The organism is Citrobacter sp. Igbk 16 (assembly GCF_028069755.1).
GTDB lineage: Bacteria > Pseudomonadota > Gammaproteobacteria > Enterobacterales > Enterobacteriaceae > Citrobacter.
This window is the reverse complement of the sequence record NZ_JANEWJ010000007.1, coordinates 84,554-102,661: the sequence shown is the minus strand read 5'-3', so window position 1 is coordinate 102,661 and position 18,108 is coordinate 84,554. Positions and strand designations below refer to the sequence as shown.

18 protein-coding genes are annotated in these 18,108 nt (G+C 52.9%); 5 read left to right on the top strand and 13 right to left on the bottom strand.

From position 1 onward, the window contains the following. Window positions 1-25: 25 nt before the first annotated feature. From NNO03_RS07250 to pmbA, 7 genes are all read right to left on the bottom strand, one after another. Window positions 26-670 carry a DUF4310 family protein gene (locus tag NNO03_RS07250; RefSeq protein ID WP_003830379.1) on the bottom strand — a complete coding sequence of 215 codons (645 nt, stop codon included), beginning with the start codon at window positions 668-670 and terminating at the stop codon, window positions 26-28. Between the two features lie 11 nt (window positions 671-681). After that, a complete protein-coding gene (locus NNO03_RS07245; RefSeq protein ID WP_003025764.1) occupies window positions 682-1,458 on the bottom strand; it encodes a DUF4311 domain-containing protein in 777 nt (258 codons plus the stop codon). Window positions 1,459-1,480: 22 nt separating this feature from the next. Then, the gene (locus NNO03_RS07240) at window positions 1,481-1,780 is read right to left on the bottom strand and encodes a DUF4312 family protein (RefSeq protein ID WP_038636649.1); all 300 of its coding nucleotides are present in this window, start codon (window positions 1,778-1,780) and stop codon (window positions 1,481-1,483) included. A 2-nt stretch (window positions 1,781-1,782) separates the two neighbouring features. Next, window positions 1,783-2,145 carry an SFCGS family glycine-rich protein gene (locus NNO03_RS07235; RefSeq protein ID WP_137383954.1) on the bottom strand — a complete coding sequence of 121 codons (363 nt, stop codon included), beginning with the start codon at window positions 2,143-2,145 and terminating at the stop codon, window positions 1,783-1,785. Between the two features lie 10 nt (window positions 2,146-2,155). Then, window positions 2,156-2,464 carry a PRD domain-containing protein gene (locus NNO03_RS07230; RefSeq protein WP_016151467.1) on the bottom strand — a complete coding sequence of 103 codons (309 nt, stop codon included), beginning with the start codon at window positions 2,462-2,464 and terminating at the stop codon, window positions 2,156-2,158. 345 nt (window positions 2,465-2,809) lie between these two features. After that, window positions 2,810-3,196 (bottom strand): cytochrome b562, encoded by a 387-nt coding sequence (gene cybC, locus NNO03_RS07225; protein ID WP_005134218.1) that lies wholly within the window; start codon window positions 3,194-3,196, stop codon window positions 2,810-2,812. An 80-nt stretch (window positions 3,197-3,276) separates the two neighbouring features. Then, window positions 3,277-4,629: a metalloprotease PmbA gene (gene pmbA, locus NNO03_RS07220; RefSeq protein WP_271440312.1), complete on the bottom strand. Its 1,353-nt coding sequence runs from the start codon at window positions 4,627-4,629 to the stop codon at window positions 3,277-3,279. Between the two features lie 95 nt (window positions 4,630-4,724). Here pmbA and yjgA point away from each other — a divergent pair, with 95 nt between their 5' ends. After that, complete coding sequence (gene yjgA / locus NNO03_RS07215; RefSeq protein WP_137378430.1) at window positions 4,725-5,276, top strand: ribosome biogenesis factor YjgA; 552 nt, start codon at window positions 4,725-4,727, stop codon at window positions 5,274-5,276. Between the two features lie 99 nt (window positions 5,277-5,375). On the opposite strand, the gene mpl is transcribed toward yjgA, so the two are convergent. After that, window positions 5,376-6,752: a UDP-N-acetylmuramate:L-alanyl-gamma-D-glutamyl-meso-diaminopimelate ligase gene (gene mpl, locus NNO03_RS07210; protein ID WP_271449173.1), complete on the bottom strand. Its 1,377-nt coding sequence runs from the start codon at window positions 6,750-6,752 to the stop codon at window positions 5,376-5,378. 175 nt (window positions 6,753-6,927) lie between these two features. On the opposite strand from mpl, the gene fbp reads away from it, so the two are divergent. Next, the gene (fbp, locus tag NNO03_RS07205; RefSeq protein ID WP_271440309.1) at window positions 6,928-7,926 is read left to right on the top strand and encodes a class 1 fructose-bisphosphatase; all 999 of its coding nucleotides are present in this window, start codon (window positions 6,928-6,930) and stop codon (window positions 7,924-7,926) included. 125 nt (window positions 7,927-8,051) lie between these two features. Here fbp and NNO03_RS07200 read toward each other — a convergent pair whose 3' ends face one another. The 5 genes from NNO03_RS07200 to ytfQ form a co-directional block, all read right to left on the bottom strand. Next, entirely contained in the window at window positions 8,052-9,164 is a 1,113-nt protein-coding gene (locus NNO03_RS07200) for a methyl-accepting chemotaxis protein (RefSeq protein WP_271440308.1), read from the bottom strand. Between the two features lie 103 nt (window positions 9,165-9,267). Then, window positions 9,268-10,269 carry a galactofuranose ABC transporter, permease protein YjfF gene (gene yjfF / locus NNO03_RS07195; RefSeq protein WP_271449172.1) on the bottom strand — a complete coding sequence of 334 codons (1,002 nt, stop codon included), beginning with the start codon at window positions 10,267-10,269 and terminating at the stop codon, window positions 9,268-9,270. Then, window positions 10,256-11,278, bottom strand: a complete 1,023-nt coding sequence (ytfT, locus tag NNO03_RS07190; RefSeq protein ID WP_271440306.1) for a galactofuranose ABC transporter, ATP-binding protein YtfT — start codon at window positions 11,276-11,278, stop codon at window positions 10,256-10,258. Before ytfT ends, yjfF begins: the two co-directional genes overlap by 14 nt. Before the next feature lie 13 nt (window positions 11,279-11,291). Beyond that, window positions 11,292-12,794, bottom strand: coding sequence for a galactofuranose ABC transporter, ATP-binding protein YtfR (ytfR, locus tag NNO03_RS07185; RefSeq protein ID WP_271440305.1), 1,503 nt, complete (start codon window positions 12,792-12,794; stop codon window positions 11,292-11,294). A 103-nt stretch (window positions 12,795-12,897) separates the two neighbouring features. Further along, entirely contained in the window at window positions 12,898-13,854 is a 957-nt protein-coding gene (ytfQ, locus tag NNO03_RS07180; RefSeq protein ID WP_271440304.1) for a galactofuranose ABC transporter substrate-binding protein YtfQ, read from the bottom strand. 309 nt (window positions 13,855-14,163) lie between these two features. Between ytfQ and ppa the strand changes: the two genes are divergently transcribed. From ppa to NNO03_RS07165, 3 genes are all read left to right on the top strand, one after another. Further along, window positions 14,164-14,691, top strand: a complete 528-nt coding sequence (ppa, locus tag NNO03_RS07175; RefSeq protein WP_005134479.1) for an inorganic diphosphatase — start codon at window positions 14,164-14,166, stop codon at window positions 14,689-14,691. Window positions 14,692-14,900: 209 nt separating this feature from the next. Beyond that, window positions 14,901-15,971 (top strand): YncE family protein, encoded by a 1,071-nt coding sequence (locus NNO03_RS07170; RefSeq protein ID WP_271449171.1) that lies wholly within the window; start codon window positions 14,901-14,903, stop codon window positions 15,969-15,971. A gap of 86 nt (window positions 15,972-16,057) precedes the next feature. Next, a complete protein-coding gene (locus NNO03_RS07165) occupies window positions 16,058-18,067 on the top strand; it encodes a TonB-dependent receptor (RefSeq protein ID WP_271449170.1) in 2,010 nt (669 codons plus the stop codon). Window positions 18,068-18,108: the final 41 nt, after the last annotated feature.

Here is an 18,108-nt window from a genome sequence, read left to right as displayed (position 1 = left end):
TTATCCGGCCTACAACGGCACACCATCAACTAATGGCAATAGGGAAGATGGAACCGAGGATCATCGCGCCGAGGATCGCACCGCCGGTGATTGGTTTCTGCCACAGGTAAAACAGCAGTGCGCCCGCCAGAGAGCCGATCCCGATAGGAATAGAAGCCGTCATGGCACTGAGGATAATCAACGGCCCAAGGAAGCGGCCGGAGGCGTTGCCGGCCCCCATCATCACGTCAGCCCCGTAGGTCGAGTCGCTCTGATTGATGGTGAACTTACGCGCCAGAATGATGATGTAGCCAATCGCCAGACCAATCACCAGACCGGTGACCAGTGAGGCGGCAAAATTGGCGACCGGGAAAATAATGCCCGCCCCCAGTAGCAGCGCCGGAACGCCTAACCCAACACCGGTCTGAATCGCCCCGCCGATGTCCAGAATCCCCACCAGAGACCCTTCAATGATGCGGGCAAACAGGAAGCTTGCACCAAAAGCCGCTACCGCGCCGTAGGAGCCGGTATCCATTCCCGCTTTAAGCATCGCCACGAATGCCACTTCGTTGAATGCACCAATGCCATACAGGTAGTACATGTGCGTTCCGGCAAAGACGCCAGAAGAGAGCAGGCCAACGAAGATCGGGAACGACCAGTCGGCAAACCAAAAACCTTTATTTTGTTCCATGATGGCCTCCGTTATTTGCCGCTGAGCGAGTTGTGGATCAGTTCCAGCCAGTTAGGCACGGTCAGATGGAAAGATTCGATCATCTTCATATCGAAGCCGCGGAAGAAGCCGCTCAGGACGAACAGCGCGACGATAGCCACCATCATCACTTTGGTGACGTGGTTCCAGCCGCTCTCTTCAACACCTTTACCAATCAGGATACCGAGGACCAGACCCGGAACGGCGTTACCCATAATCAGCTGTGCTGCACCACCGAAAACGGTCGCCCAGAAGCCAGATTTTTTACCGGCATCGATCGCCGCCAGCCAGAAGATCACCGGCATTACCGTGTTGACCAGCAGGTTGGCTGCGGGAACCAGCACCTTAACGGCGGTAACCTGCAATGCTTCGGGTACGGATGATGCGGTAAGGTTCAGGAACGTCACAACGATCATGCCAATGACGCCACAAGCAATCGCCATGCGTTTAGGATCGTGCAGCGTTTCACCGACGTTGCGATTTTTGATCATCAGCGCGGCGGCACCCCAGTTGGGGATGATGCGGTGGTCAACGTCCTGAGTGAACGCCCCCGCCGCAACGGAAGAAGCCCAGGCGTTAAAGAAGAAGCCCAGGCCGAACGAGAAGTGAGAAGCCGGATCCCCTTCACAGGAATTCAGTTCCCCAAGGGTACGAAATGCGCCCATCCCTTGAGTGGTAGGCGCATGAAACATGCGTGCAGCCCCAGCGCCGACACCGACGCCAACCAGCGCGCCGATGATGAGCGATTTTATTAATATTATCAGGAACATAATTATGCCTTTTAATAGAGAATCAGCGTTGCGTAACGAAATCCACCTTGTCGAGATTGATGGCAGTCACGTTGACAGTCACATCCAGCTCCACGCTGAAAGTGCGTCTTTCCCGGCGTAGAAAGAGGAATAAAAACGCCTCTTTGCGCACCGTTTCACGCGCTTGAACGACCTGCACATCCTGTGGCTCAATACGCAGTAAGATATGCGGCGATGCTTTCATCACCGCAGCCTGAACGTGGTTCAGGGCATCGGCAAAGGCGCGCGCTTTGGCTTCGCCCTTGCCAGTGACTCTCACCGTGGTGGTGAATTGCTCTTTCATACTTAAGCGCCGTATTTCTTTTGCCACGCCTGTACCAGGCGCTCGCCGAGCTCTTCTTTGTCCATAAAGCCGAACCCCAGCACGTTGCAACCTTCGTTGATGGCGGTCACGCCCTCTTCAACCGAGCGCATACCATACTTCGCCTTGTAGCCGTATTTGGTCTGTGCAGTGATAGCCCCCGCGCCGCCGCTGCCGCAAAACGAGATGCCAAAGGTGGCATTTTCCGCTTTCATCACATCGCCCAGCTTCATATCAGCGGCAACGCCCGGTACCACAACCGCACGGCCGCCTGCTTTCTCAACACCTGCCGCCACTTTCTGGCCTTTACCCAGACGATCGCCAATCACTACGGTAATCTGTTCCATCTTTTGCTCCTTAAAGGTTGTCTTTCGCGACTTCGAAGTGCACCGACAGCAGCCAGGCCTCTTCCTCAGGAAGATTGCCAAACTCGGCGACGACGTCGCGGGCAAGCGCCATTGATTCGGCAGATATTTCATCAAATAAGCTGGCATCGACTTCAGGTAGCGGTTCACCCGTGACCGAGCGGTGCGCCATAGCGCGAACGTGCGATGTCAGCATCTGTTCCTGTACTGCGTTGGGAATAATGTGGCGTTCACGCAGCAAGGCATACACCTGCGCCAGCATGCGGTCGGCCAGTTCCACCGATTCCCCCATGTCATTCATTACAGCTCCGTTATTCACTCGTCTTACCCCACTAATGGCTCTGAGGGTAAAGTAGCGGTGGAGGTTAAAAGTTTGTAGCGAGTTGTTTTCCACTTCGAAGTGGAAACGGACGCAGCGACAGTGATCTGTGCCGCAAAAAGGGCGGGATTGGTTATTTTCCCCTTGGATAACGTGATGGAGATCGCACGAGATAGCAGGGAAACCGCAAGCAGCAGGAAAAACGGGTTGGCGTTAAAAGTTAAATAATGTGATGGGGATAACGTTTGCTTATGGGTGAGAGTGGTGCCGGAGGGCGACGCTGTCGCGTCTTATCCGGCCTACGGTTGCGCAGGCCGGATACATAAATTAACGATACTTCTTGTGGTAAGCGTTGCGGGTGGTTTTCAGCTCTTCCGCTGCGGCTTTCGCCTCTGAGACTTTACCTTCATTCGCCAGTTTCAGCGCACCGTCGATCTGGCCGATCAGCGTGTCAAAACCGTGGCGGAAATCTTTCATCTCCGGGCTATCAGGGGATTTGCTTTCCAGCTTCGGTGGCGTTCCCTTCTGTGCATCCAGCGCAGCTGTACGCATTTTAGTTAACGCATCTTTTAGCTCGGTCGCGTTATCCGTTTTTTCAACGATCTTCAGGTTGTCGTTGAGGATCCCCATGTCGTCTTCAAGATCGGCTGCAAAGGCAGAAGAACCAAGAACCAGCGTTGAAGCCGCGACGATCGCTAACAGGTGTTTACGCATTGCTCACTTCCTTTTTATTTTTAAAAAATAACGCCAGATACCCTAAATCATTCGAGCTGCAGCTTGAAGTATGGCGGGTATTACTGCCCGGCGATCTTCATCTCCGGCAACAGTACCGAACCACACTGTATATTGCTGCGGGTTTCAATATCATTACCGACGGTGACGATATTTCGCCACATATCTTTTAAGTTACCGGCGATGGTAATTTCGCTCACCGGGTACTGAATTTCTCCATTTTCAACCCAGAAGCCCGCCGCGCCGCGCGAGTAATCTCCGGTAATACCGCTCACGCCCTGCCCCATCAGCTCAGTCACCACCAGGCCGGTGCCCATCTCTTTGAGCAACTGCTCGAAGCTTAGTCCCTGCCCCGGAATTCGCCAGTTGTGAATACCGCCAGCATGGCCGGTGCTCTTCAGCCCCAGCTTACGCGCAGAGTAGTTGGTCAGCAGCCACTGGGTCAGCACGCCATCTTTAATAATGTCACGGCGTTCCGTACGCACGCCTTCGCTGTCAAATGGCGAAGAGGCCAGCCCTTTCAGCAGGTGCGGATGTTCTTCAATGGTCAGCCATTCCGGCAGAATTTGTTTGCCCAGCGAGTCCAACAGGAAGGTCGATTTACGATATACCGAGCCACCCGCAATGGCGCCGACGAGGTGCCCAAACAGCCCGGTCGCCACTTCATTGGCGAAAATAACCGGTGCTTTCATGGTGGAGAGTTTACGCGGCGACAGGCGCGATAACGTGCGGCGAGCACAGTCGGCCCCCACCCATTCCGGCGTTTGCAGATCGCCCATCGCACGGCCAATGGTGTAGGCATAATCGCGTTCCATATCACCATTTTCTTCAGCGATCACGCAGCTGGAAAGAGAGTGACGCGTAGAGCAGTAACCCTGCAACATGCCATGGCTGTTACCAAACACTTTGATGCCATAGTGGCTGTTAAAGCTGCCGCCTTCGGTATTGGTGATGCGTTTGTCCGCCTGCAACGCTGCCTGTTCAGCGCGCGCCGCCAGTTCGATAGCTTCATCAGGCGTGACTTCCGCCGGATGGAACAGGTCTAAATCGGGTGCATCAAAGGCCAGCAGGTCTTTATCAGCCACGCCTGCACACGGATCCGGTGAAGTGTAACGGGCGATATCCAGCGCGGCCTGCACGGTGCGCGCAATCGCCTGTGGGCTTAAATCGGTGGACGATGCGCTGCCCTTACGGTTCTGGTGATAAACCGTAATCCCCAGCGCACCATCGCTATTGAATTCTACGTTCTCCACTTCACCATAACGGGTGCTGACGCTAATACCCGTGGTCTTGCTTACAGCGACTTCCGCGCCATCCGACTGACCTGACGCTAATTCCAGTGCTGTCGAGACCGCTTCTTCCAGAATCTTACGCTGCGCTTCAACTTGTGAGATTACTTTCATCGCAAATGCCATAATGTAGAGAGAGTTTCTCTGAAGTCTAACAGAGAACCGTTTTTCAGTGCGCATCTTAACTGGTAACATTAGCCTCTTTTTTTAAGGAGCCTGACATGACTAAGCAGCCCGAAGACTGGCTCGACGACGTTCCCGGTGATGACATCGAAGACGAAGACGATGAAATTATCTGGGTCAGTAAAAGTGAAATTAAACGTGACGCCGAGGAGTTAAAACGCCTGGGTGTGGAACTGGTCGAACTGGGGAAAAACGCGCTGGATAAAATCCCGCTCGATGCGGATTTACGTGCCGCAATTGAGTTGGCCCAGCGTATTAAGATGGAAGGACGCCGCCGCCAGCTGCAGCTCATTGGTAAGATGTTGCGCCAGCGCGATGTCGATCCAATCCGCCAGGCACTGGACAAGCTGAAAAACCGCCACAACCAACAGGTTGTACTGTTTCACAAGCTTGAGCAACTGCGCGATCGCCTGATCGTCGAAGGTGATGATGCCGTAGAAGAAGTGCTGAACCTGTGGCCAACCGCCGATCGCCAGCAGCTTCGCTCTCTGGTTCGTAATGCGAAGAAAGAGAAAGAAGGCAACAAGCCGCCGAAATCAGCACGTCAGATCTTCCAGTATCTGCGTGAACTGGCGGAAAACGAGGCCTAACCTCTTCGTCCGCCGAAAGTGCCGGATGGCGGTGCAAACACCTTATCCGGCCTACTATCCGTTGTAGGCCCGGTAAGCGTAGCGCCACCGGGCATTTTTTTACTCTTCTTCTGCCTGAGCTTTCTTCGCCAGACCATCCAGCAGTTTTTGATGAATACCGCCAAAACCACCGTTGCTCATTACCAGGATATGATCGCCGGGTTGTGCGGTTTTCACTACCATATCCGCCAGCGCATCCACATCACCACTCCAGTGAGCTGGCTGGACACAGGCTTCAGCGACTTCCGCTACCTGCCACGGAATATGCGGTGGTTGCAGCAGGAATACTTCGTCCGCGCGGCCTAATGATGGCGCGAGATCGTCTTTGCACAGTCCCATTTTCATGGTGTTAGAGCGAGGTTCCAGCACCGCAATAATGCGTGCCGTGCCGCCAACTTTACCGCGCAGCGCCGCAAGCGTTGCCAGAATTGCGGTTGGGTGGTGGGCAAAATCGTCATATACCGTCACGCCGTGCGCTTCACCACGCAGTTCAAGACGACGACGAGCGTTAATGAACGAGCCTAGCGCATTCGCCGCATCGGCTGGCAGCACCCCCACGTGACGGGCTGCCGCAATCGCCATCAGGCCATTGTGCATGTTGTGTTCGCCTACCAGGCCCCACTTAACTTCACCCACTTTTTCACCGTCCAGCCACACTTCCCACTCGGAAGCATCGGTGGTCAGTTTTTTCGCCTGCCAGTGACCCTGCTCGCCCACCAGCTCCTGTTCGCTCCAGCATCCCATCGCCATCGTCTGTTTCAGATTGATGTCGTTTTCCGGGTAGATGATGCGTCCCTGACCCGGCACGATGCGCACCAGGTGATGGAACTGTTTCTGAATCGCTTTCAGATCGTCAAAGATGTCCGCGTGATCGAACTCAAGGTTGTTGAGGATCAGGGTTCGCGGGCAGTAATGCACAAATTTGGAACGCTTATCAAAGAAGGCGCAGTCGTACTCGTCCGCTTCAATCACGAAAAAGTTGCTTTCACCCAGACGCGCGGAAACTTCAAAGTTACCCGGCACGCCGCCGATCACGAATCCCGGTTTATAACCACAGGCCTCGAGGATCCAGGTTGCCATTCCAGCCGTGGTCGTTTTACCGTGCGTTCCCGCTACCGCCAGTACCCAGCGATCGCGCAACACAAAGTCATGCAGCCATTGCGGACCAGACATGTATGGAATGTTCTTCTCCAGCACCGCTTCCACGCAGGGATTACCACGGGTCATCGCATTACCGATGATCACCAGGTCCGGTTGTGGGTCGAGCTGGCTGGCATCGTAACCCTGAATCAGATCAATACCTTGTTTCTCAAGTAAGGTGCTCATCGGCGGATACACATTGGCGTCCGAACCCGTTACTTCATGACCGAGCGAGCGTGCCAGCATCGCCAGACCGCCCATGAAAGTGCCACAAATTCCCAAAATATGAATGCGCATACGTCACTATCCTTTTTTAATCTGGGGGCCATTTTACGCACATGTCTGGCAACTGAGAAACGCATTTCAGGATATTCCGTAGTTTGCTGGCGCGATTCACCTGAGCGCGATAGCTGAAATATTTGTTAATATTGTTGCGGTCGCTTTACTCCACATAAATTGCAGGGAAAGTGTTATGAAAACGTTAGGTGAATTTATTGTCGAAAAGCAGCACGAGTTTTCTCATGCTACCGGTGAACTCACTGCTTTGTTGTCGGCAATAAAGCTGGGCGCCAAGATCATCCACCGCGATATCAATAAGGCCGGTCTGGTCGATATCCTGGGTGCCAGCGGTGCAGAGAACGTGCAGGGAGAGGTGCAACAAAAACTCGATCTGTTCGCAAACGAAAAACTGAAAGCTGCACTGAAGGCGCGCGACATCGTGGCGGGTATTGCCTCAGAAGAAGAAGATGAAATCGTCGTCTTTGAAGGCTGTGAACACGCAAAATACGTTGTGCTAATGGATCCACTGGATGGCTCATCCAACATCGATGTAAACGTCTCTGTCGGTACGATTTTCTCTATTTACCGCCGCGTAACCCCTGTCGGCACACCGGTCACGGAAGAGGATTTCCTGCAGCCGGGCAACAAACAGGTTGCTGCTGGTTACGTTGTTTATGGTTCATCCACCATGCTGGTGTACACCACCGGTTGTGGCGTACACGCCTTCACCTACGATCCTTCTCTGGGCGTATTTTGCCTCAGCCAGGAACGTATGCGCTTCCCGGCCAAGGGGAGCACTTACTCCATTAACGAAGGCAACTACATCAAATTCCCGAACGGCGTGAAGAAATACATTAAATTCTGCCAGGAAGAAGATAAGGCCACTCAGCGCCCGTACACCTCGCGCTACATTGGCTCTCTGGTTGCCGATTTCCATCGCAACCTGCTGAAAGGTGGGATCTATCTGTACCCAAGCACCGCCAGCCACCCGCAAGGGAAACTGCGTCTACTGTACGAATGCAACCCGATGGCCTTCCTGGCCGAGCAAGCGGGCGGCAAGGCAAGCGATGGTAAAGACCGTATTCTGGATATCACCCCAGAAAGCCTGCACCAGCGTCGCTCCTTCTTCGTCGGTAATGACCATATGGTCGACGATGTAGAGCGCTTTATCCGCGAGTTCCCGGACGCGTAAGCGCAACATCCCGGCCTATAACGCGTTGTAGGCCGGATAAGCGAAGCGTCATCCGGCACGATGCGGTGATATTGCCGGATGGCGGCGTAAACGCCTTTATCCGGCCTACAAAATCCTACGTTCGGTTAGGCTGTCTGTAGCTTAAATACGGCCATGGCTTCGATTAGCGCTGAAGACTGCTCTTCCAACGAGCGGGTAGCCGCTGAAGACTGCTGTACCAACGCCGCGTTCTGCTGCGCCGTTTCATCCATCTGACTCACCGCAATATTCACTTGCTCAATCCCACGGCTCTGCTCCTGAGACGCGCTGGCAATTTCACGCATCAGCTTGGTCATACGCATAACCTCGGTCGCGATTTCATCCATGGTCTCCCCCGCCTGTTGCGCCAATTCACTTCCCTCACCCACATGCGTATGGGAATCACTGATCAATGTACGGATCTCTTTTGCCGCCTCGGCGCTACGGCTGGCAAGATTGCGTACTTCCCCTGCTACCACTGCAAAGCCACGGCCTTGCTCACCCGCGCGCGCCGCTTCAACGGAGGCATTGAGTGCCAGGATATTGGTCTGGAAAGCAATACCGTCAATCACACTGAGGATATCGGCAATTCGGCTGGAGCTGCCGGAAATATCGCGCATTTTTTCAATTACATAGCACACCATCTCACTGCCCCGATCGGCGGTATCCGATACCGATTTTGCCAGCTGATGCGCCTGCTCTGCGTTTTCCGCATTCTGTTTCACGGTCGCGGTGAGTTCTTCCATACTGGCAGCGGTCTGTTCCAGCGACGTGGCGGTGGATTCTGTACGTTGCGCCAAATGCTGGTTGCCTGCGCTCAATTCACGACTGCCAACATCAATTTGCGAGCTGGCTTCACGCACACGCTGCACAGAATCACCTAACGCATGGCGCATTTCACCCATCGCAGCGTTAAGGCGGTTGAATTCGGCGCTGGCCGATAACGTGCTAACAGGCGACAAATCGCCTGTCGCCAGACGTTCCAGCTGTTCAATAATGTTATCCAGGGGTTTAAGAAACTTATTTCGCAGCATAAACCAAATGACCGCCAGCAACGCAATGGCAGCCAACATGGCAGCACTCATAATACCGTGATAAACCAAAGAGTTAATAACGCGGGTGGCGGCATAAAGCCCCATACTGCCGGTCAGCAACAGAAGAAACGTCAGCAGAGACAATAACACCAACAAACTTGATCGAATTGAAAGGGATTTTGGCATCGTTATATTTCCGGTTGTAGGGATAAAACAGACCTGTACAGAACCTATCGACTACAACCGGAAAAAGTTTAGGTATTTAAATGTTTTCTGGAAAATCATGATGTTACTTTGGTACTTCAGCCGTACTCACGCGAGTGACCGGCGAGCTCTGACGATTTTCCCAAAGCACCGTGAGACCACGTTGTAAGGCAATAAAAATAAACAATAAAATGCCAATCGCGATTTTTGTCCACCAGGAACTTAATGTGCCATCAAAATTAATATAGGTCTGAATCAGCCCCTGAATGGCAACGCCAAATAAGGTACCCAAAACCGTACCAACCCCACCGCTGAGCAACGTACCGCCAATCACCACCGAGGCGATAGCATCCAGTTCTACTCCGACACCTGCCAGCGCATAACCGGCCTGGGTGTAAATGGAAAAGACAATGCCGGCCAGCGTCGCAAGCCCGGTGGACAGCATATAGATACGGATGGTGGTGCTGCGGGTTGAGATGCCCATCAGGTTGGCCGAAGTGGCGCTGCCACCAATGGCGTAAACCTGATTACCAAAGCGCGTACGGTGCGCCAGGAAGATGCCGATAACCACGACCCCTAGCATCAGTAATCCCATCGCACTCAGGCGACCGCCGCCGGGGATCTTCCATGCCAGACTGGAGAGGGCGTCATAAACAGGATGGTTGATTGGAATCGACTCTTCGGAAACCAGATAGCTAACGCCGCGCAGGAAGAACATTCCCGCCAGGGTAATGATAAATGCCGGGATCTTCAGGGCATCAATCAGCAACCCCATAAACGCACCAAACGCACAGCCCATTGCCAGAATCAAAGGAAACGCCAGCAGTGGCGAAATCCCCCAGTAACCAATCGCTTTTGCTAAAAATACCCCCGTAAAGGCAATCACCGACCCGACGGAAAGATCGATCCCCCCGGAGAGAATGACGAAAGTCATACCCACGGCGATAATCCCTAAAAAGGCGTTATCAGTCAGAATATTGCAGATCACCCGGGTGGAGGCAAAAGCCGGAAATTGCGTCAGGCAGTAGAGGTAGCCCAAAATAAAGACCCCGAGGGTGATCATCAGCGGTAAATTACGTTTTATCACGACCGCGCACTCCTTTTATCAGGCTGATAAAGCGTTGTGACTGCACGACCAGCACGCACAACACCACGATGGCTTTGACCACCTGATTCAGTTCCGGCTGGAAGCCCGACAGTAAAATCCCGGTGTTCATCCCCTGAATGATCAACGCGCCAATTACCGATAGCAGCAGGTTAAAACGTCCGCCCATCAGCGAGCCACCGCCAATAACTACCGCGAGGATGGCATCCAGCTCCAGCCATAACCCGGCGTTATTGGCATCGGCCCCGCGAATATCCGCGGTGACGATAATGCCGGCAATCGCTGCGCACAGGCCGCTGAGTACATAGGTAAGCATCACAATGATGCGGGTGTTGACCCCGGCATTTTTCGCCGCACGAATGTTGATGCCTACCGCTTCAATAAACATGCCCAGCGCCGTTTTTCGGGTCAGCAACCAGAACACCACCAGCGTTAGCAGTGCAATAATTACCGGCGTGGGGAAAAGCAACAGCGAGCCGCTGCCAAACCACGACAGATCAGGTGAGTTGAAGGTGACGATCTGCCCGGAGGTGATCAACTGCGCCACCCCACGCCCGGCCACCATCAGGATCAGCGTCGCGACAAACGGTTGGATCTTGAGGATCGCCACCAGAATCCCGTTCCACAATCCCGCCAGAAGGCCGGAGCCTAAGGCAGCAAGCAGCACCACGGGTAAGCTGTGCCCGGCAACCGTCATCGCAGCGGTTGTCGCCCCTGCAATAGCCATCACCGCCCCAACGGACAGATCGATGCCGCCAGTGGCAATCACCAGCGTCATACCAATCGCCAGCAGCGCCACGGGCGCGGCGCGGTTGAGAATATCAATCGGGCTGCCGAACAAGCGGCCATCTTGCAAAATGACCTGATAAAAGTGCGGCGCGACCAGGCTATCCACCAGCAACACCAACAGCAGCGCCACCAGTTGCGGCATTCCCTTTGGCCAGCGAAACCGCCGCTCAGGCGGATTGGATTGAGGGAGAGATTGAGGCATCACCATAGTCTCCTTAGGCCGCAATAGCGTTCATGATCGCCGGTACGGACAATTCAGCCAGCGGGATCTCGGCCACCTGTTTGCGATCGCGCATAATAATGACCCGATCGGCATAGCCCACTAACTCTTCCAGTTCGGATGAAATCACCAGCAGTGCCAGACCATCCGCGCACAGCGTTTCGATCAGGCGGATAATCTCAGCATGCGCGCCGACGTCGATTCCCCGCGTGGGTTCATCAAGGATCAAGAACTGCGGTTTGGTCAGCAGCCAGCGCGAGAGCAAGACTTTTTGCTGATTGCCGCCGGAGAGAAACTCAATCGGCTGTTCAGCGTTGGGGGTGCGGATACCGAGCTGACGAATAAAGCGCTCGGCGATCTCGTTTTGTTCTTTCCGCGGGATGGGCCGCAGCCAGCCTCTCTGCGCCTGCAGGGCCAGAATGATATTTTCCCGTACCGAAGCCGCGGCGATGATGCCATCCGTTTTGCGATCCTCCGGGCAGAAGCCGATCCCCAGACACGAAGCCTGATGCGGCGATCGCAGCACCTGCGGTTTACCTTTGATCAGCGCACTGCCGCTGTCTGCGGGTTTAATACCAAAGATCACTTCCGCCGTTTCTGTTCGTCCCGATCCCAGCAGCCCCGCCAGCCCAACGATCTCGCCGGGGCGTACCTGCAGATCGAACGGTGCAATCGTACCTTTCTTACCAAAATCACTGAATGCCGCCACTGGCTTATCGCTCAGCAATGTGCGGCCCGCACGCTGTAGTGCATGGGTATCCAGTTCACGACCCAGCATCATTTTCACCAGTTCGATCTGTGGCAGCTCGCGGGTTTCACGGCAACCCACAAACCCGCCGTTACGCAGGACGGTGATGCGATCGCTGACCTGATAAACCTGATCGAGAAAATGGGTGACGAAGATCAGGCTGACGCCGCGATCGCGAAGATGGCGCATCAGACCGAACAGCATTTCAACTTCCTGGGTGTCGAGGCTGGCGGTGGGCTCATCGAGAATTAACACTTTCGCGGAGAGATCGATCGCCCGACAGATGGCAACTATCTGCTGCATCGCCACCGAAAAGCGGTTCAGCGGCTCGCGCACGTCGAGCGAAAAACCGTAAGACGCCATCAGCTCCGTGGCACGTTTTTCCATTTGCTTGCGTTGCAACAAACCGAAGCGCCGCGGCTCACGACCAATAAAAAGATTATCTGCCACCGACATATTGGGCAGCAGGTTTACTTCCTGATATACGGTGCCAATCCCCAATTGCTGGGCATGAGCAGTATTCTTAGGGGAGATAGTCTGGCCTTCGAGCCAGATCGTGCCGCGATCGGCATGATAAACGCCGGTCAGCGCTTTGATCAGCGTCGATTTTCCGGCCCCGTTTTCTCCCAGCAGCGCCATAATCTCGCCACGACGCAAACTGAAATCCACATTATCCAGCGCCTTAACGCCGGGAAAGAATTTGCTTAATCCTTCGGTGCGGAGGATTTCCTGATGTTGGTCGGTGGTCATGGTTCCCCCTGCATCACGCCGGATGGCGCTACGCTTATCCGGCCTACAAAAGAGCGTAATGTAGGCCGGGCAAGCGCAGCGCCCCCGGCATTTTCATGAAGGCCTAGTAGCCCATGTTTTTCTTCTTCTCTAACTCTTCTTTTGCGGTATCAGGCAGATAGAGGATGGATTTGGTAATGGTCAGCTTCTCAGGCATCGTGCCGTCTTTCTTGAATTTCTCCAGCGCATCGAATGCCGGCCCTGCCATATTTGGCGTCAACTCGACGCTGGCGTTGGCTTCGCCATCAATCATCGCTTTATAGATATCTGGTACGCCGTCGATTGAACCGGTCAGAATATCTTTGCCCGGCTTCAGACCCGCTTCTTTAATCGCCTGGATAGCCCCGATCACCATGTCATCGTTGTGAGCGTAAACCATGCAGATGTTCTTGCCGTTATTTTCAGCTTTGATAAAGCTCTCCATGACTTCTTTGCCTTTGCTGCGGGTGAAGTCCCCGGACTGAGAGCGAATAATTTTGATGTTTGGCGCGCTGGCGATGGCTTCGGCAAAACCTTTTTTACGGTCAATCGCCACGCTGGCCCCGACGGTCCCTTGCAGCTCAACCACGTTACACGGTTTGCCGTTCACCTCTTTAATCAGCCAGTCGCCGATTAATTTACCTTCCAGCACGTTATTGGCAGTAACGGTGGTCATATAGAGAGATTTGTCTTTTACATCGATGGAACGATCGAGCAAAAAGACCGGAATGTTGGCATCTTTCGCTTCTTTTAACACCGGCTCCCAACCCGTTGCCACGACCGGCGCAATAAAGATGGCATCCACACCCTGCGCGACAAATGAGCGTACGGCTTTGATCTGGTTTTCCTGTTTTTGCTGGCCGTCAGCGATTTTCAACGTAATACCACGCTTTTCGGCCTCGCTTTTCGCCACATTGGTTTCCGCCGCGCGCCAGCCGGATTCAGAGCCAACCTGCGAAAATCCTACGGTTAAAGGGGCTGCCATTGCCATAGACGACATGGCTGTCGAAACTGCTGTGACTAAAAGTAAGCGCTTCCACATAAGTGCGTCCTCGTAGGGGGAATATTGTTGGTTAATAAACAGTCGCGAAAAAACTATAGACAATTGAGCATGTAACGAATTGCGTTACATCACACTTCAAAAAAGTAAATAAAACGTTAATCACAACTTTGTAATCGCTTTCATATCACTATGAAAAATGCGGCTGAAGATATGGATTTTTCTGTCACGAAAGAGAAGAAAAAAGAAGAAAATGTGCACCGCGAAATCGAAAACAAGCGGAGACATTCGGCGCGAGTTGGCTATAATACCCGCCACTTGTTTGCCATAGCTTATTTAAAGGAAACAGACATGAGCTTACTCAACGTCCCTGCCGGTAAAGATCTGCCGGAAGATATCTACGTTGTTATCGAGATCCCTGCAAACGCAGATCCGATCAAATACGAAGTTGACAAAGAGAGCGGCGCCCTGTTCGTTGACCGCTTCATGTCCACCGCGATGTTCTATCCGTGCAACTACGGTTACATCAACCACACCCTGTCTCTGGATGGTGACCCGGTAGACGTTCTGGTCCCAACTCCGTACCCGCTGGAACCAGGTTCAGTTATCCGCTGCCGTCCGGTTGGCGTACTGAAAATGACCGACGAATCCGGTGAAGATGCGAAACTGGTTGCCGTACCGCACACCAAACTGAGCAAAGAATACGATCACATCAAAGATGTTAACGACCTGCCGGACCTGCTGAAAGCGCAGATCACTCACTTCTTCGAGCACTATAAAGACCTCGAAGCGGGCAAATGGGTGAAAGTTGACGGTTGGGACAACGCTGAAGCGGCTAAAGCTGAAATCGTTGCTTCCTTCGAGCGCGCGAAGAAATAATTTCGCCTGCACTGAAAACCCTGAACACCAGCCTCTGGTTAGTAAGGGTTTTTTTATGCCTGTACTTTCCCTCCCTTTATTCTCCCGGTAGCCCGCTGGTTTCTTTTTGACCTACCAGATTGGGTAGTCACATTTCATTTATCTTATTTGCGAATGAGATTAGATCTCATTATCATTCGCAACACGTAAATAAATGTGAATAAAAGTCAATGAACCTCCACACTGTGAAGTCCCTGAAACACTATTCCGGCGTAGCACTCGTCACGGCGCTGTTATTTACCAGCCTGCCCAGCACGGCAGAGACGCTGCCTGAAAACGATTTTCTGACCCACGATGTCGGTAACGGCGTGTATGAACTGGCGGTTGATAGTCAGCAGAACACGCTCTTTGCCGCCTCGTCTCCGTCATTTGATAAAGACAAAACCAGCGGGCTTATCTACAAACTCGATCTGGAAAAACTCACAACCACCGAAGTCATCAAGACCAGCCGCCGCGCCTTCGCCACCGCGCTGGATGAAGAGAACCAGGTACTGTATGTCGGTAATACACTGGAAGGTTCAGTCACCTTAATCGATACCCGCAGCGGTAAAGAGCTGGCGATACTGCAACTGAGCGAAGCCAGCAACCCGAAAGATATTGTCCATACCCGTGAAATGGTGCTCGATAAACAGCATCACCGCCTGTATGTCTCCGGCGTGGCTGAAAAAGGCATTGTCTGGGTCGTGGATACGCAAAAACGTGAAAAAATTGCCACTCTTGAAAACATGGGTCAGTACCCGACCGGTATGGCCGTTGATGCTGATAAAGATCGCTTGTATGTCGTGAATGGCCGAAATGAACTGATTACGCTGGATACCACCAGCCAAAAAATTATTAACCGTTTTACCATTGAATCTAACAAAAAACATTTCTTCCTGAATATTGCGCTTGATGCAAAAAATAATCGTGCGTTTCTGACCGATCCTGATCTGGCTGATGTTCTGGTTGTCGACATTAATAATGGAAAAGTTATTGCACCAGTTAAGGTCATTAATTCTTTAGCTGTGCTATATAACGAAAAACGCCAGGAAGTTTATATCACCCACCGTAATGCAAAACGCATCAGCATTGTGGATAGCAAGACTTTTCAGGTAAAACAAAGCATTGAAACCCAGGCCTTACCTAACAGCCTGGCGCTTTCGGCAGATGCTAACACCTTGTATGTCAGTGTAAAGCAGTCGGAAAAAATGATTGGCATAAAACCCGACTATGTTCTGAAAGTCGATCTGTCTAAATATTAATAATTAAAAACGCTTCTTACACCTTGCAGCTTTTCCCGGTTGCAAGGTGATGCTTTTATTTTTTTACTTTTCAGGTGTCTTATATTATGAAAACGCGTCAACTTATTACGCTGACGGGGATTGTCGCATTCTCTGGCGGTGTTATCTGTCCCTCACAGGCCGAGGAACTTAGCGAGACCTCCCGCAATAGTGAAGATGAAATGGTGATCACCGCATCCGGGTTCTCGCAGCAAAAGCGCGAAGCGCCAGCCACCATTTCGGTTATCGATCGTAAAACGCTGGATATTCAGCCGGACCGTAACATCGGTGAAGCCATTAAAAATCTTCCCGGTGTCTCGGTCACCAACAGCAGCGGCATGAACGCGGGCAGCATTATGATCCGCGGTATGGACCCGTCTTACACGGCCTTCATGGTTAACAGCGTCAAACAGAATACCGGTGAGTCGCGCCCCTACGGCCATGATATTGGTACCGAAGCCAACTTCTTACCGCCTATGGAGGCCATTGAGCGTATTGAGGTTATTCGCGGGCCGATGTCATCGCTGTACGGTTCAGACGCTATCGGCGGTGTGGTCAACGTCATCACCAAAAAACCGTACGGCGCGAAAGACTGGACGACGGCGATTGCGGCGAATACCTGGCTTCAGGAACACCAGTATCTTGGCAATACCAGTCAGATGAACCTGTTTACCATGGGGCCGATTGTGCCCGATGTGCTGGGCCTTAGCGTGGCGGCCGACTGGCTCGACCGTCGCGATGACGATCGCAATAATTATTTCGGCAAACACAACCGCAAATCCGTTGATATGACGCTGGGCCTGGCCGCCAGCGAAAACAACCTGTTCGATCTCAACGTGGTCACCGGCGAGCAGGAGAAAAACCGGACTCAGAAACGCGGTGCCCCGTGGTCATGGCTGTTCGATCGTAATGCCGCCACCCTGACGCATACCGGCTGGTACGCAGACGATACCATCGCGACAACCAACTACATTAATTACGAGAAAGGCCGTTCGAAATACGTCTATAACGGGCAGACTCCACAGTATGTGCAGATGGAAAACTATGTCGCTAATTCGCAAACCACATTTACACTCGACAACCATAAACTGACCATCGGGGCGAATTTTACCCGCGAAGAGTTAAATGACCGCTTTGATGTGGCTAACAAAACGCTGCCCGGCTCAGAGCCGGTAACCAAAATCAGCCGCAACGGCTGGGCGCTGTTTGCTGAAGATGGTTGGAGTATCGACGATTTCATCCTGACCACCTCGGCACGTATGGATCAGGACGATAACTTTGGCACGCATATTACGCCAAAAATGTACGGTAACTGGGCCTTCAGCGATACCTGGGCGCTAAAGGGCGGTATTTCGGCAGGATATAAAAAGCCGGAGCTACGCGCGACCTCCAGCAACTTCGTCACCCCTTACGGCTCAACCGTGCCTTATCCATTCCTGACGGTAGGTAATGACGACCTGAAACCAGAGAAAAGCGTTAACTCTGAGCTGGGTCTCTACTGGACGGGCGATGCGCTGGCTCTGGATAGCACGGTCTTCTATACCCAGTTCAAAGACAAAATCGCTGAACAAACCATTTGTGAAACCACGGCGACAAACCAGTGCTCGGTGAATGGCTACAAAGCAGATTCCGTCAGTAAATACTTTAACGTCAGTGAGGCAGACGTATACGGCATTGAGCTGAATGCCGACTGGCAAATTAGCGCCGACCTCAAAGCCAACGCTAACTACACCTGGAACCACAGCGAGCAGAAAAGCGGCGTCAACAAAGGCTACGCGCTGAACGACTACCCGCGTCATATGGCGAATCTGTCGCTGACCTGGGCGGCGACACAGAGTCTCGACGTGTGGAGTACAGTGAACTATCGCAGCAGTAACCGCAACAGCGGCAATAATTACAAATACGATGACTACACAATGGTTGATGTGGGCGTACGTTATCAGCTCAATAAGCACACGCAGTTGATGGCTGGCGTCTACAACGTGTTGGATGAAGATCCGAAGCTGACTACCGCGTGGAATGAATCCGCTCAGGTGGAAGGCCGTCGCTATAATCTCGGCGCGCGCGTAGAGTTTTAAGCCTTAAATAAACAACGCCGCCCGAAGGCGGCGTTGTTTAT

What these genes read in the sequence shown, in the direction of transcription:
- pmbA (WP_271440312.1), bottom strand. Translation starts at nt 4,629, where the DNA reads ATGGCATTTGCGATGAAAGTAATCTCACAAGTTGAAGCGCAGCGTAAG.
- fbp (WP_271440309.1), top strand. Translation starts at nt 6,928, where the DNA reads ATGAAAACGTTAGGTGAATTTATTGTCGAAAAGCAGCACGAGTTTTCT.
- NNO03_RS07165 (WP_271449170.1), top strand. Translation starts at nt 16,058, where the DNA reads ATGAAAACGCGTCAACTTATTACGCTGACGGGGATTGTCGCATTCTCT.
- ytfT (WP_271440306.1), bottom strand. Translation starts at nt 11,278, where the DNA reads ATGCCTCAATCTCTCCCTCAATCCAATCCGCCTGAGCGGCGGTTTCGC.
- ytfR (WP_271440305.1), bottom strand. Translation starts at nt 12,794, where the DNA reads ATGACCACCGACCAACATCAGGAAATCCTCCGCACCGAAGGATTAAGC.
- NNO03_RS07170 (WP_271449171.1), top strand. Translation starts at nt 14,901, where the DNA reads ATGAACCTCCACACTGTGAAGTCCCTGAAACACTATTCCGGCGTAGCA.
- ppa (WP_005134479.1), top strand. Translation starts at nt 14,164, where the DNA reads ATGAGCTTACTCAACGTCCCTGCCGGTAAAGATCTGCCGGAAGATATC.
- mpl (WP_271449173.1), bottom strand. Translation starts at nt 6,752, where the DNA reads ATGCGCATTCATATTTTGGGAATTTGTGGCACTTTCATGGGCGGTCTG.
- NNO03_RS07230 (WP_016151467.1), bottom strand. Translation starts at nt 2,464, where the DNA reads ATGAATGACATGGGGGAATCGGTGGAACTGGCCGACCGCATGCTGGCG.
- NNO03_RS07240 (WP_038636649.1), bottom strand. Translation starts at nt 1,780, where the DNA reads ATGAAAGAGCAATTCACCACCACGGTGAGAGTCACTGGCAAGGGCGAA.
- NNO03_RS07200 (WP_271440308.1), bottom strand. Translation starts at nt 9,164, where the DNA reads ATGCCAAAATCCCTTTCAATTCGATCAAGTTTGTTGGTGTTATTGTCT.
- NNO03_RS07235 (WP_137383954.1), bottom strand. Translation starts at nt 2,145, where the DNA reads ATGGAACAGATTACCGTAGTGATTGGCGATCGTCTGGGTAAAGGCCAG.
- NNO03_RS07245 (WP_003025764.1), bottom strand. Translation starts at nt 1,458, where the DNA reads ATGTTCCTGATAATATTAATAAAATCGCTCATCATCGGCGCGCTGGTT.
- cybC (WP_005134218.1), bottom strand. Translation starts at nt 3,196, where the DNA reads ATGCGTAAACACCTGTTAGCGATCGTCGCGGCTTCAACGCTGGTTCTT.
- ytfQ (WP_271440304.1), bottom strand. Translation starts at nt 13,854, where the DNA reads ATGTGGAAGCGCTTACTTTTAGTCACAGCAGTTTCGACAGCCATGTCG.
- yjgA (WP_137378430.1), top strand. Translation starts at nt 4,725, where the DNA reads ATGACTAAGCAGCCCGAAGACTGGCTCGACGACGTTCCCGGTGATGAC.
- NNO03_RS07250 (WP_003830379.1), bottom strand. Translation starts at nt 670, where the DNA reads ATGGAACAAAATAAAGGTTTTTGGTTTGCCGACTGGTCGTTCCCGATC.